Origin of the sequence: Streptomyces sp. NPDC058653, from assembly GCF_042716895.1 — a bacterium.
GTDB lineage: Bacteria > Actinomycetota > Actinomycetes > Streptomycetales > Streptomycetaceae > Streptomyces.
Genome location: NZ_JBHXRM010000046.1, coordinates 1 through 13,559, shown reverse-complemented (window position 1 = coordinate 13,559; position 13,559 = coordinate 1). Strand labels below are relative to the sequence as shown.

11 protein-coding genes are annotated in these 13,559 nt (G+C 72.4%); 7 read left to right on the top strand and 4 right to left on the bottom strand.

Annotation, left to right across the window (positions count from 1 at the left end; all coding sequences use genetic code 11):
* From ACFWU9_RS30055 to ACFWU9_RS30045, 3 genes are read left to right on the top strand one after another with little or no spacing between them, the layout of a single operon-like run.
* The gene (locus ACFWU9_RS30055) at window positions 1–1,131 is read left to right on the top strand and encodes a FecCD family ABC transporter permease (protein WP_384323990.1); all 1,131 of its coding nucleotides are present in this window, start codon (window positions 1–3) and stop codon (window positions 1,129–1,131) included.
* Between the two features lie 14 nt (window positions 1,132–1,145).
* Window positions 1,146–2,057 (top strand): heme ABC transporter ATP-binding protein, encoded by a 912-nt coding sequence (locus ACFWU9_RS30050; protein WP_384324070.1) that lies wholly within the window; start codon window positions 1,146–1,148, stop codon window positions 2,055–2,057.
* Window positions 2,054–3,043 carry a hypothetical protein gene (locus ACFWU9_RS30045; protein WP_384323988.1) on the top strand — a complete coding sequence of 330 codons (990 nt, stop codon included), beginning with the start codon at window positions 2,054–2,056 and terminating at the stop codon, window positions 3,041–3,043. Before ACFWU9_RS30050 ends, ACFWU9_RS30045 begins: the two co-directional genes overlap by 4 nt.
* Before the next feature lie 127 nt (window positions 3,044–3,170).
* On the opposite strand, the gene ACFWU9_RS30040 is transcribed toward ACFWU9_RS30045, so the two are convergent.
* Together ACFWU9_RS30040 and ACFWU9_RS30035 are read right to left on the bottom strand one after the other, a co-directional pair.
* Window positions 3,171–3,923 (bottom strand): bifunctional DNA primase/polymerase, encoded by a 753-nt coding sequence (locus ACFWU9_RS30040; RefSeq protein ID WP_384323986.1) that lies wholly within the window; start codon window positions 3,921–3,923, stop codon window positions 3,171–3,173.
* A gap of 301 nt (window positions 3,924–4,224) precedes the next feature.
* Window positions 4,225–4,857: a TetR/AcrR family transcriptional regulator gene (locus tag ACFWU9_RS30035; protein WP_384323984.1), complete on the bottom strand. Its 633-nt coding sequence runs from the start codon at window positions 4,855–4,857 to the stop codon at window positions 4,225–4,227.
* A gap of 195 nt (window positions 4,858–5,052) precedes the next feature.
* On the opposite strand from ACFWU9_RS30035, the gene ddaH reads away from it, so the two are divergent.
* Window positions 5,053–5,910, top strand: a complete 858-nt coding sequence (gene ddaH / locus ACFWU9_RS30030) for a dimethylargininase (RefSeq protein WP_384323982.1) — start codon at window positions 5,053–5,055, stop codon at window positions 5,908–5,910.
* Here ddaH and ACFWU9_RS30025 read toward each other — a convergent pair.
* Window positions 5,902–6,999 (bottom strand): small ribosomal subunit Rsm22 family protein, encoded by a 1,098-nt coding sequence (locus tag ACFWU9_RS30025; protein WP_384323980.1) that lies wholly within the window; start codon window positions 6,997–6,999, stop codon window positions 5,902–5,904. The two genes, ddaH and ACFWU9_RS30025, sit on opposite strands and share 9 nt — an antisense overlap.
* A 214-nt stretch (window positions 7,000–7,213) precedes the next feature.
* Here ACFWU9_RS30025 and ACFWU9_RS30020 point away from each other — a divergent pair, with 214 nt between their 5' ends.
* Entirely contained in the window at window positions 7,214–8,530 is a 1,317-nt protein-coding gene (locus tag ACFWU9_RS30020) for a hypothetical protein (protein WP_384323978.1), read from the top strand.
* 41 nt (window positions 8,531–8,571) lie between these two features.
* Here the strand turns inward: ACFWU9_RS30020 and ACFWU9_RS30015 are convergent, their stop codons facing one another.
* Entirely contained in the window at window positions 8,572–9,903 is a 1,332-nt protein-coding gene (locus tag ACFWU9_RS30015; RefSeq protein ID WP_384323976.1) for a multidrug effflux MFS transporter, read from the bottom strand.
* A 157-nt stretch (window positions 9,904–10,060) separates the two neighbouring features.
* On the opposite strand from ACFWU9_RS30015, the gene ACFWU9_RS30010 reads away from it, so the two are divergent.
* Both ACFWU9_RS30010 and ACFWU9_RS30005 read left to right on the top strand, forming a co-directional pair.
* Window positions 10,061–11,029, top strand: a complete 969-nt coding sequence (locus ACFWU9_RS30010) for a Gfo/Idh/MocA family protein (RefSeq protein WP_384324068.1) — start codon at window positions 10,061–10,063, stop codon at window positions 11,027–11,029.
* Window positions 11,030–11,369: 340 nt separating this feature from the next.
* Complete coding sequence (locus ACFWU9_RS30005; RefSeq protein ID WP_384323974.1) at window positions 11,370–13,493, top strand: SpoIIE family protein phosphatase; 2,124 nt, start codon at window positions 11,370–11,372, stop codon at window positions 13,491–13,493.
* Window positions 13,494–13,559 lie beyond the last annotated feature (66 nt).

Below are 13,559 nucleotides of genomic sequence, written 5' to 3'. Positions count from 1 at the left end.
ATGACGGGCACATCCACCGTGACCACCGCGCCGCCGGACGCCTCCCCGCCCGGCAGGAGTTCCGCGAAGAGTTCCGGCAAGAACCCCGGGAAGCCGTCTCGACGGCCGGGGAGGACCTGGCTGTTGACGGCGGGGCTGCTCGGTGCGCTGCTGGTGCTCTGTCTGCTCTCCGCCGGGCTCGGCGCGTACGACATCCCGCTCGGCGACGTGCTCTCCTCCGTGCGGCACCGGACCGGACTCGGCGGTGCCGCGCTCGAACGGGTTCCCGAGAGCGTCCTGTGGAAGGTCCGGCTGCCCCGGGTGGTCCTCGCGCTGCTCGTCGGCGCCTCGCTCGGCTGCGCGGGCGCCCTGATGCAGGGCGTGTTCGGCAACCCGCTCGCCGAGCCCGGGGTCATCGGCATCTCGGCGGGCGCGGCGGTCGGCGCCGTCGCGTCGATCGCGCTCGGCCTGAGCTTCCTCGGCAACTGGACGGTCACCGTCTGCGCGTTCGTCTCCGGGCTTCTGACGGTGCTGCTCGTGTACGCCATGTCCCGCTCCGGCGGCCGTACGGAGGTCGTCACGCTCATCCTCACCGGCATCGCGGTGAACGCCTTCGCGGGCGCGCTCATCGGGCTGGCCGTCTTCGTCGCCGACAACGCGCAGATCAGCCAGATCACCTTCTGGCAGCTCGGCTCGCTGGCCCAGGCGACCTGGCCCAAGGTGCTCGCCGTACTGCCGTGCGCGCTCATCGGTCTGGCCGTCGCGCCCTTCTACGCACGGAAGTTGGACCTGCTCGCCCTGGGCGAGCGGCCGGCGAGACATCTGGGCGTGGAGGTCGAACGGCTCCGGATCGTCCTGGTCCTGGTCGTGGCGCTCCTGACGGCCGCCGCCGTCGCCGTGGCGGGGATCATCACCTTCGTCGGCCTGCTGGTCCCGCATCTGCTGCGGATGGCGAACGGCCCCGGCCACCGTTTCCTGGTGCCCGGCAGCGCGCTCGGAGGCGCGCTGGTCCTGCTGGCGGGCGATCTGGCGGCCCGTACGGTGGCGGCCCCGGCCGAACTGCCCCTGGGCGTACTGACGGCGCTCTTCGGCAGTCCGTTCTTCTTCTGGCTGCTGCGCAGGACACGGCGCGGGCAGGGGGGCTGGGCATGAGGGCCGGCACGCTCATGAAGACCACGGCGCACAGCGTGGTCCGAGGCCTGTTCACCGTGCGGGGGCGGGAGTTGCCCGCCCCCGTCGCGCCCGGGGACGTCGTGGCCGAGGCGCGCGGGCTGCGGGTGCGGCTCGGGGAAAGCGCGGTCCTCGGCGGGGTCGACCTTCTCGTACGCGCGGGTGAGGTGCTGGCGCTCGTGGGACCCAACGGGGCCGGCAAGTCGACGCTCCTCGCGGCGCTCGCCGCCGATCTGCCCATCGGCGGCCCGGGCACCGACGGCGGGGTACGGATCGCGGGCCGCCCCGCCCACGGCTGGTCGGCGCCCGAACTCGCCCTACGGCGGGCCGTGTTGCCCCAGGCCGCCACGGTCTCCTTCCCGTTCCCGGTGGAGGAGGTCGTCCGGATGGGCCGCGCCCCGTGGGCGGGCACGGCGTCGGCCGCGGACGACGACGCGGCCGTGGCCGACGCGCTGGCGGCCACCGAGGTCGGCGAGTTCGCCCGGCGCCCCTTCTCCGCGCTCTCCGGCGGCGAACGCGCCCGCGTCATGCTCGCCCGGGTGCTCGCCCAACGCGCCCCGCTGCTCCTCCTCGACGAGCCGACCGCCGCGCTCGACCTGCGCCATCAGGAGCTGGTCCTGCGCGTCTGCCGGGCCCGCGCGGCGGCCGGTGACGCGGTGGTCGTCGTCCTGCACGACCTCGGGCTGGCCGCCGCGCACGCCGACCGGGCCGCCGTCCTGCACGAGGGACGGATCGTGGCGGACGGCCCGCCGGCCGACGTCTTCGACGGCCAACTCCTCGGCCGTGTCTACCGACAGCCCGTCGAGGTCTTCCCGCACCCGCGTACCGGGACTCCGCTCGTGGTGCCGAGGCGGACCGGTAGGGTTCGGACGGTCAGTGGGGGTCACGGAGCAGAAGGCGACCGATGAGAAGGCCGATGCGGGCAGCGGCGGGGCTGGCGACTGCGACGGTGATGTCGCTGGTCGCGAGTGGGTGTATGACGGTCCACGGGGAACTGGCGGTGCTGCCGGGCGCGAAGAGGTCCGAGGCGGCCCAGGCCCTCGCGGATTTCACCGAGGCGTACAACAAGGCGGACAAGGCGTACGACCCGGGGCTGGACGCCGGCCGGGTCACCGGTGCGCTGGGCGCGATCAACCAGGCCGGGCTCAAGGCCAGAAGCATCACCGACCCCGAGGGCAACGCCAAGCACCAGCCACTGGAGCTGACCGACGCCAAGTTCCTCATCCCCAAGAAGGCGGGCTGGCCGCGCTGGTTCGTCGCCGACACCGACAGCAACCGTGACGAGGACGACGGCCCCGGGGACAACCGCTGGGTCCTGGTCTTCGTACGCAACGGGGCCGACCAGCTGTGGGAGGTCGCCTATCTCGCGATCCTCACACCGGACGAGTTCCCCGAGTTCAAGAGGGACAAGGACGGCTTCGTCGAACCGGCGCCCGCCGACAGCGAGTCACCGGCGGTCGCGCCCGGCGACGTGGGCGCCGAGTACATCTCGTATCTGAAGGACGGCGAGCCCGAGCACTTCGCGGCGGGACCGCACACCGACGAGTGGCGCGACATCCGCGCGAAGAACGCCAAGCTGCCCGGTCTCACCATCCAGTACAGCGACCAGCGCCTGGACACCGGGGACTTCGCTCCTCTCGCCCTCGCCACGGAGGACGGCGGCGCGCTCGTCTTCTTCGCGATCAAGTACTTCGACCGGCAGACGGCCGCCGAGGGCTTCACCCCCCGGGTCAGCTCCGATGTGAAGGCGCTGATGACGGGCGAGGTGGACAACACCCTCACCAAGGAGTGGGTGTCGAGCCAGGCGGCGGTGGTGAAGCCGGGCGGCGCCGACGCGGACCAGGTGAACGTGGTGAGCCGGCTGCAAGGAGTGATAGGGGCCGAGGGCTCCTGACACCCCTCGGGGGGACGCGCGTCGAGCGACCCCCCGCGGGGCGCGGGGCGCGGACCGTCATCCGACGGCGGTCCGGCTCCGGTGACCGCTCCCGGTGGTCGTCGTCTCCGGGTGGTCGCTCCGGTGGTCAGCGGCCGAGCGGCCAGGCCACCGGGTGCGGGTCCAGCTCGTGGTTCTCGCCCGCGTACCGCGCGCACGCGTCCGTCAGCGACTCCAGCAGCGTCAGCGGGTCGGGCAGCGGATGCTCGGGGCCCCGCAGCCAGGTCATCGACAGCTCGCCGGGCAGCCTCGCCGGCGGTACGAGGACATAACTGCCCCGGCAGTGCCAGCGGAAGCCGGGGTGCTCGTCCATCGTCTCGGGGTGGCAGTCCAGTTCACAGGGCCACCACTCGTCCTCGTCCTCGGGCGTGCCGCGCGTGGCGGTGAAGAAGAGCATCCGGTCACCGCCGGAGTCGGCCACCGGACCGACGTCGATCCCCGCGCCGAGCAGCCGCTCCAGCGCCCTGCTGCCCGCCTCCAGCGGGACGTCGAGGACGTCGTGGACCAGACCGGTCGCCGTGATGAAGTTGGCCTCGGGCTGGTTCGTGGCCCAGCGTTCGATCTGGGCCTCGTCGGTCGTGGACTGTGTCTGCCAGGCGAAGGAGATCGGATGTCTGGCGGGGGTGGGGCAGCCGATGCGTTCGCACGAACATCGGTAGCCGAGGGGGTGCGCGGCGGGCGAGACGGGCATACCGGCGGCGGCCACCGCGAGGAGCAGTGCCAGTCGGGCGTCGGGGTCCTGGGCGGACGCCGGACCGTCGTCGGTCCTTCTGGCGAGTCGGCGCAGCCACTGGGAAACCCTGCCCTCAGTGCCGCGGTAGCGGCCGAAATCGTCGCCCATCTATCCCCTCACCTCATGCATCGGCCCTCTCGGACTCTTCCATGTTCGCACCATCCTGCGCTTCGGGGGGCCGCACTCCTCAACCGGGGTAGGGGGCCGGATGCCCATCACCGGGCCTCATCACAGGCTATTTCGGGAAATCAGCCACCGATGCGGGCGATGGGCACCGGTGGTGTTCGACACATCCGGCGTGGCCGGGAACCCACCCCGTACAGGACCGGACGCGTGTGCGGCACTCAGTGCCGCGAGATGTCCGAAAGAGCCGGTGGGAAGCCGTGCGGGGCAGGGGGACCCACCCGGGTCAGCGACCCGATGATCTCGGTGCCAGTCCGTTCAGCGCGTAGTCGACCAGGGAGTCCGCGTACTCGTGTGTGAGCGGCAGCGTCCGCAGCAGCCAGCGGTGCAGGACCGGGCCGGTCAGCAGCTCAAGGGCGGTGCGCGGGTCGATGTCGTCGCGTACGGTGCCCGCCTCCTGCGCCGCCCGCAGCCTCCGTACGTAGAGCGCGATCTGAGGCTCCAGGAGTCTCTCCACGTACTGGGCGCCGATCGCCGCGTCCACGATGCCCTCGGCGGTGAGCGCGCGGGTCGGCGCCTCGAACCTGGGGTCGTTCAGCTCGTCGACCGTGGCGCGCAGCACGAGTTTGAGGTCCGCCGCGAGATCGCCGGTGTCCGGGATCTCGTAGGCGCCGTCGCCGCCGCCGGCCGCCTCGGCGGCCTGTTCGCCCAGGTCGAGAAAGGCTTCGAGGAGGACGGCGGCCTTCGACGGCCACCAGCGGTAGATCGTCTGTTTGCCGACGCCCGCGCGGGCCGCGATGCCCTCGATCGTGGTCTTCGCGTAGCCGGTCTCGCCCACCAGGGACAGGGCGGCGGCGTAGATCGCGCGGCGCGACTTCTCACTGCGGCGGGCGGAGTCCGGTGCCTTGCTTTCAGCCATTCCGCCAGCCTACCAGGCTAGCGAGACGCGGCGTCTCGCCCGACGGCACCTCGGTGCGTCCGCGACCGCGCCGCCCACCCGATGCCGCCCCTCCGGGAACCACTCGAACGGATCACTGCCCGAACACGCTTCGGGGGTGGACCATGGATCGACGCACACACCCCGTGCGCCCCCATCGTTCGTGAGGAGCCTTCGTTGCCTCGTGACGCCTTCCCCCGGCGCTATCTGCTGTGCCCACCGGCGCATTTCAGAGTGACGTACTCGATCAACCCGTGGATGGATCCGTCGAAACCGGTGGACATTCCATTGGCCGTCGCGCAGTGGGAGGTGCTCCGCGACCGCTACCGCGCTCTCGGTCACACCGTCTCCCTGCTCGAACCCCGACCCGACCTGCCCGACATGGTGTACGCGGCCAACGGCGCCACCGTCATCGACGGCCGGGTGCTCGGCGCACGGTTCGCGCACCCCGAGCGCACGGGGGAGGCGGAGGCCCATCTGGCCTGGTTCCGCGCGCGCGGCTTCACCGAGATCCATGAGCCGGCCCACATCAACGAGGGGGAGGGCGACTTCGCCGTCACCGGCTCGTACATCCTGGCCGGGCGCGGCTTCCGGTCCAGCCCCCTCTCGCACGACGAGGCACAGGAGTTCTTCGGACGGCCGGTGATCGGACTCGATCTGGTCGATCCCCGCTACTACCACCTGGACACCGCGCTCTGCGTCCTGGACGACGCGGCCGACGAGGTCATGTACTACCCCGGCGCCTTCTCGCCCGGCAGCCGGGCCGTCCTCGCCCGGCTCTTCCCGGACGCGCTGATCGCGGAGGAGGCGGACGCGGCGGCCCTCGGGCTCAACGCGGTGAGCGACGGCCGCCATGTGCTGCTGCCGCAGGCGGCGGCCGGGCTCTTCGCACCGCTCAGACGCCGGGGCTTCGAGCCGATCGCCATGGACCTGGGCGAGCTGCTCAAGGGCGGGGGCAGTGTGAAGTGCTGTACGCAGGAGCTGCGCCCGGAGCAGGAACTGGACGTACGGCGGGAGCTGCGGCTCTCAGCCTGAGCCGGGCGCGCCGTCCGGTGCATGGCTCGATGGCGCGCCGTCCGGCTCGCTCTCCGGCCCGTCGTGGGGCGGCCACCCGTCGCCCCACGACGCGTCGCGCGCGGCCCGGTACAGCGACCCGTGCCGCTTGCTCACCGTCTCGCGCCGCAGCCCGTCGTCCTTGGTACAGAGGTCGAGCAGCATCTGCCCCTTGCGCGTCTGCGGCTTGCGGGTCACCCGCGCCCGTACCGGCTCCGCGCCGAAGCGCACCGCGGCGACGTAGCTGAACTTCTCGTCCTCGTACGCCAGCGAGCCCCCCTTCACCTGCCGGTGCAGCGACGACCGGCTGACGCGGGCGGCGAAGTGGCACCAGTCCGCGCCGGGTTCGATGGGGCAGGCGCCGCTGTGGGGGCAGGGCGCGGCGACGCGCAGGCCCGCCCCGATCAGCAGGTCGCGGGCCTCGATGATCCGTCCGTAGCCGTCGGGCGTCCCCGGCTCCACGATCACCACGGCCTGTCCGGCGCGCGCGGCCTCGGTGACGAGGGCGCCGCGATCGGCGTCGGTGAGTTCACCCAGGACATAGCTGACGGTGACGAGGTCGCAGGCCGGGAGCCTCAGGCCCGCGCCGATCCTGGTACGGCGCCACTCGGCGTCCCGCAGCGCGGGCGCGCCGGACCCGGCGGCCAGCTCGCGGCCGAGGGCGAGCGCGGGTTCGGCCCAGTCGAGGACGCTCGTGGACCGCCCACCGGCAGTGGCACCGGCACCGCCGCCGCCGTTCTCGGCCGCCGGCCAGGTCGCCTCGGCGGCCCAGACCGCCGCCCCGGTGCCCCCGCCCACATCCACATGGCTGCCCGGCGTCCACCCGGGCGCGGCGTCCGCGAGCGCGTCGAGCGCGGACCGTACGGCCTCGAACGTGGCCGGCATCCGGTACGCGGCGTAGGCGGCGACGTCTGAGCGGTCGCGCAGCAGGGGCGTGCCGGTCGGGGTGACCCCCCGGTAGTTGGCGATCAGCCGCTCGACGGCCTGGGCGGCCTTGCTGGGCGGCAGTCCGTCGAGCAGTCCCGCGAGCGCGGCGCGGAGATCTTCGGCGGTGCGGAGGGAGGCGTTCACCGCCGAAAGTGTAGGCGCCCCGAATGTGGCCGGAATCCGCCTGTCCGACAATTGGCGGGCAGCTGACGGGCAGGGAATCGGGGTCGAACGGACTGCGGCGGGTACCGGCCCAGTTGCTACGCTGACGGCCGTTGCCGCTCCATCGCCACACCGTGCTCGCGGGGGGACCAAGTTGTCGTTTTACCGTGCTCGCGGTCTGACGCCGATGTCCTTGATGACCAAGCGGCAGAAGATCGTGCGCGTCACCCTCATCGCCGGGGTGCTGATCCTGGTGATGCTCCTCGTTCTCGCCAGTTGCGGCGGCACCAAGGACGACGACGCCAAACCCGGTAAGCCGGTGGGCGGTTCGGGTCCCGAGACACAGCTGAACGTGCCGGACGCCTACAACACCCGGCGCGGCTGGGAGATCGAGGACGTCTCACCGCAGTACGCGGTCGCCTCGGCCAACGGTCTCGTCGCTTATCTGGCGCGGGTCGACGACAGCCGGTACCAGCTGCGTACCCAGTACACGGAGACCGGGAAGGCCGGCTGGTCGGGCCAGGCGTGGCGGCCGCTGGCGCCGGTGGACCGCTACCCCCGGCTCCTCTCGGTGACCAAGGGCGACAAGCAGTACTTCGTGACCTGGTCCTACGGCCGGCTCGGCGAGTACGCGCTGGCGTCGGCCGACTCGCTCGTCTCCCTCGACGTGTACGACGCGACGACCGGCGAACAGCGGCGGGTCGAGGTGCCCTGGACGGACGCGCCGACCGTCACCGGCACCGGCCCCGGCATTCTGATCAGCGACGGCAAGGCCGTCAGCGCGGTCGTCGACCCCGCGACCGGCGACGTGTCCCGCACGGCGCCGGGCTCGCTCGGCTTCCCGAAGGGCTGCCCGAACTGCAAGAAGCTGACCGAGGTGCGCGGCGTGACCGCGAGCGGTCTGCTGGTGAGCGGCGCCAAGGAGTTCTGGGTGCGGGGCGGCTGGTTCAGCCGGAAGGTCGCCCCGAAGGGCACCGACCCGAAGTCCGGGGTGCCGGCGTCCATGTCGGCCGAGCACGTGCTCGCCAAGTGGCAGAAGAAGAAGGGCGCGAAGGACGCGGCCACCCATGAGATGTGGGTGGTGCAGGCCCTGGACACCGGCAAGACGGTGGCGCAGGTGCGGTGCCGTAAGCCCGCGATCAACCCGAGCGCCGACCCGCAGCTCGTCTCCTCCCCCAACGGCCGCTATCTCGTCGCGGGCAGGCTCGCCTTCGACCTGGACGAGAAGAAGGCGTACTGCTTCGAGGAGTCGGACGGCACGAGGCCGCTGACGCTGACGTCGGTGACGGACACGGGCGTGGCGTACGGGGCGACGAGCGCCCGTACGGTGACGGAGGCCCTGTCCGGGGGCGGCGATCCCGTACAGGTGAGTCTCCTCACCGGTGAGCCCGAGCCGCTGCCGCTCAATGTGCGGCTGCCGAGCGGGGACGCCAACGGGGTGGGGCTGTTCCGCTGGACGGACTCCAGCGACAGTCCGCATCTGATCGCCTATCTGCGCCGCGACGAGGACTGACCGCCCGGCGGACGTGAGGGCCCCGGACGCCGGGGGACGGCTCAGAGTCCGGCCGGCCGGGCCGCCAGGTGCTGGGACTGCCAGGGTCGGCACAGCGCCAGGAAGCAGACCAGCGACCCGACTCCGCACACCACCTGGACGACCGCCATGGGCACCGCCGTTGCCTCGCCCGCGATCCCGACGAGCGGTGAGGCCACGGCGCCGATCAGGAACGACGCCGTACCGATGAGGGCGGACGCCGACCCCGCCGCGTGCGGGGTCCGCATCAGCGCCAGGGCGTTGGTGTTGGGCATCGCGAGCCCCATCGCGGACATCAGGACGAAGAGCCCGGCGGCGACCGCGACGAGGCCCGGTTCGCCGAACACCCCGCTCGTCATCAGCAGCAGAGCGACCCCGGCAAGCGTGATGACGACCAGGCCGACGGCCAGCACCTTGTCCATGCTGACCCGGCCGACCAGCAGCCGGCCGTTGATCTGCCCGACGGTGATCAGACCGATGGAGTTGATCCCGAAGAGCAGGCTGTACGTCTGCGGCGAGGCACCGTAGATCTCCTGCACCACGAAGGGCGAGGCGGCGATGTACGCGAACAGGGCGGCGAAGGCGAGACCGCCCGCCAGCGTGTAGCCGGTGAAGACCCGGTCGGCGAGCAGCCCCCGCATCGTGCCGAGCGCCTCGCCGACGCCGCCGCCGTGCCGCCTCTCACGCGGCAGTGTCTCGTGCAGCCACTTCACGACGACGAGGGTCAGCGCGATCCCGACGGCCGTGAGCACGACGAAGATGCCGCGCCAGTCGGTGACCTGGAGCACCTGACCGCCGATCACCGGGGCGATGACCGGCGCGACACCGGAGATCAGCATCAGGGTGGAGAAGAAGCGGGCCATCTCCACACCGTCGTAGAGGTCACGCACCACCGCGCGGGCGATCACGATGCCCGCCGCGCCGGCGAGCCCCTGGAGCAGCCGGAAGCCGATGAGCAGTTCGACGGTGGGGGCCAGGGCGCAGATCGCGGTGGCGAAGACGTAGACGACCATGCCGAGCAGCAGTGGCCTGCGGCGTCCCCACTTGTCGCTCATCGGCCCCACCACGAGCTGGCCGAGGGCCATGCCGGTCAGACAGGCGGTGAGGGTGAGCTGCGCGGTGGCGGCCGACGAGCCGAGGGCGCGGGTGACGGCGGGCAGTGCCGGGAGGTACATGTCCATCGACAGCGGCGGGAGGGCGGTGAGCCCGCCGAGGACGAGGGTGACGACGATTCCGGCGCGTCGTGCGGCGGGGATGTCGACGCCGGTGTCGCTCCCCGTCGCGGCCGGAGGGCTGGGTATGTGTCCTTTGCGCGCGCGTGTGCTCTGGCCGCCGTCCGGCATTCGCATCTCCATGTAGTTGAAAGCCTCCCTATGCTCTCAGCTCTGGCCGAGTGGTCGAGACGTTTTTGTGTAAGGGGCATGGATGGCTGCGGAACAGGACAGGGACAGCGGGACCGGCGCGGGCGGGAGCGCCGTCGGAGGCGGCGGCGACGGCACGACGCGGTGGGGCGTGCTCGCCACGGGCGGCATAGCGGCGACCTTCACCTCGGACGTGCTGCGCACAGCGGGCGCCGAGGTGGTCGCGGTGGCCTCGCGCGGTGAGGCGTCGGCGAAGGCCTTCGCCGACCGGTTCGGGATCCCCCGGGCGTACGGCGGCTGGGAGGGGCTCGTCGCCGATCCGGACGTGGACGTGGTGTACGTCGCGACGCCGCACTCGGCGCACCGCGCGGCGGCGGGGCTCGCCCTGGAGGCGGGGAAGGCGGTGCTGTGCGAGAAGGCGTTCACGCTCAACTCGCGCGAGGCCCGCGAGTTGGTGGCGCTCGCGCGTGAGCGGGGTCTCTTCCTGATGGAGGCCATGTGGATGTACTGCAGTCCGGTGATCCGGCGGATGACGGAGCTGATCGCGGACGGGGCGATCGGTGAAGTCCGCACGGTGCAGGCCGACTTCGGTCTCCAGGGCCCCTTCGGTCCCGAGCACCGGCTGCGCGACCCGGCGCTCGGCGGCGGGGCGCTGCTGGACCTCGGGGTCTACCCGGTGTCGTTCGCCCAGTTGATCCTCGGCGAGCCCGACCGCGTACAGGCGGACGCCCTCCTGTCGCCCGAGGGGGTGGATCTCAACACGGGGATGCTGCTGGGCTGGGAGTCCGGGGCGACCGCCCTGCTCAGCTGCTCGGTGACCGCCGCGACCGCGACGACCGCGACGGTCACCGGCACGGCGGGCCGGATCGAGCTGCCGAGCGGCTTCTTCGCGCCGGACGCGTTTGTCCTGCACCGGGACGGCCGGGAGCCCGAACAGCACACCGTGGAGAGCGGGTTGACGGGGATGCAGCACGAGGTGGCGGAGGTGATGCGGGCTCTGCGGGCCGGGGAGACGGAGTCGCCGCTGGTGCCGCTGGAGGGCAGCCTGGCGGTGATGCGGACGATGGACGCGGTACGTGAGCGGGTCGGCGTCCGCTACCCGGTGGACGACGTGGCCTGACGGGAGGACCGGACAAGGGCGCGGGGCGGCCGGGCGGCCCGCGTGACGGGACGGCGCGCCTCCGGCCTGGCGCGCTCCGGCGTACGGCGCAGAGGGGATGCCGCCACAGAAATGCGGGCTTATTGTCCGCTTATGGGTTACCTTGTTCGCCGCGACTGGTGGGGAGCTCCGCCCTCTCCGGCGCTTGGCCGGCGGACCCGCCGGCCGTCGCACCGGCAGGCGCGTGGCGTGCCCGCCGCCACCGGCAGGAGGAAACCGTGATCCGGGAAGAGGCGGCTCGCAGCCGTTTCGGCCGCGTTCGCCTCGCCGCCCCGCCGGCCGGCGGGGGCGGCTGAGCGCCGTGCCGCAGCCCGCCGACTCCGACACCGACCCCGGCTCCGGGCTCGGTGGCCTGGACGGACTGATGACAGAGGTGATGGGCGACACGGGCGCCTCGATCGGCCTGTTCTATCTGCTGCCGCCCGGCGAGCAGATGTTGTGGCTGACGCTGGTCACCGGCGTCTCCCCGCGCGTCGCCGCGCCGTGGGCCCGCGCTCCCCTGGATGTCTCAAGTCCCGTCGTGGACGCCGTTCTTCAGCGGCATCCCGTGTGGCTGGGCAGCCAGGGCGAGATGTCCAGCCGCTACCCGCAGCTGGGCATCGTCGTGCCGTACGACTTCATGCTCGCCGCGCTGCCGGTGACCAGCGGCACCCGGGCCTGGGGCGGTATCGCACTGCTGTGGCCGGTCCGGCACCCGTCCCGGCTCCGTACGCGTGACAGCGAGGCCGTCTCCACCTTCTGCCGGAAGGCCGCCGGACTGATCGAGCGGGCCCATGACCGGGGCCGTCCGCTGCTGCCCCCGCGGGAGCCGCGGCTGCTGCCCACCCCGCCCGGACAGTCGGACCCCGCCCGCGCCACGGCCGCGCTCCGCTACACCGAACGCCTCCCTCTCGGCTGCTGCGAACTCGACCTCGACGGCAAGGTCACCTTCATCAATCCCGCCGGGGCCGACCTCGTCGGCGCGGGCCCCCTCGCGCTGGTCGGCAACTACCCCTGGGAGGTGCTGCGCTGGCTGAACGGCCCGTTGTTCGAGGACCGCTGGAGATCCGCGGTCATCACGCGGCGGTCCACCTCGTTCACCGCCGTACGCCCGCCGGACACCGCGCTGCACTTCGAGCTCTACCCCGGCGGCAGCGGTATCAGCGTCCAGATCACCCCCGCCGACGGACAGGAGGGCATCACCCCCCAGGAGACCTCGTCGTCCGGCGAACCGTTCGGGGCGATGGGCCTCTACCATCTGACGCACATGTCGGCCGTACTCGCCGAGGCCGTGGGCGTGCAGGACGTGGTCGACCTCGCCGCCGACCAGATCGTGCCCGGCTTCGGCGCCCAGGGCCTGGTCATCCTGATGGCCGACGAAGGCCGTCTGCGCGTCATCGCCCACCGCGGCTACAGCACCGAGTTCATCGACCGCATCGACGGCGCTCCCCTGACCTTCCGCAGCCCCGCCGCGCGCGCCCTGGCGACCGACGTCCCCGTCTTCTTCCCCACCTTCGCGGACTTCCTGCACGAGTACCCCGAAGCGCCCCGCTTCCAGAACAGGAGCGCCTGGGCCTTCCTGCCGCTGACCGCCTCCGGCCGCCCCATCGGCTCCCTCACCCTCTCCTACGACCGGCCCCGCGCCTTTCCCCCGGCCGAACGCGCCGTCCTCACCTCACTGGCCGGGCTCATCGCCCAGGCCCTGGACCGCGCCCATCTGTACGACACCAAGCACGCCCTCGCCCACGCGCTCCAGACCTCCCTGCTGCCCCGCGCGCTGCCCCGCTTCCCCGGGCTGGAGGTCGCCGCCCGGTATCTGCCGGCCGCCCACGGCGCGGACATCGGCGGCGACTTCTACGATCTCGTCCGGGGGACGACCACCATCACCGCGGCGATCGGCGACGTCCAGGGCCACAGCACCTCGGCCGCCGCACTCATGGGACAGGTCCGCACCGCCGTACACGCCCACGCGAACGCCGACACGCCCCCGGGGGAGCTCCTCGCCCGCACCAATCTGCTCCTGATGGATCTCGACGCCGGGCTCTTCACCAGCTGTCTGATCGCCCGTCTCGACCTCATCCACCACCGTCTCCACATCGCCAGCGCCGGGCACCCGCCGGCGCTGCTCCGCCACTCCTCCGGCACCACCGACGTCCTCCGCGTGCCACCGGGGCTGCTCCTCGGCATCCAGCCCGACGCCGAGTACCCCACCACCGAGATCCCTCTGCCGCCCGGTTCGGTGCTCGCCCTGTACACCGACGGACTGGTGGAGATCCCGGGCACGGACATCGAGCACAACACCGACGACCTCGCGGCGCGGGTCGCGCGGGATCGGAGCGAGGACCTCGACCAGCTCGCCAACTCGCTCATCCGCTACGCCGAGGAGTCCGCGCCCCGGCTGGACGACATCGCTCTCCTGCTGCTGCGCCGGCACGCCGTCCCCTGACCGGGCGGACCGGCCTCCGTACGTCGCACGACGCACGACGCAGGGGGCCGGCTCCGTCGCCGACCG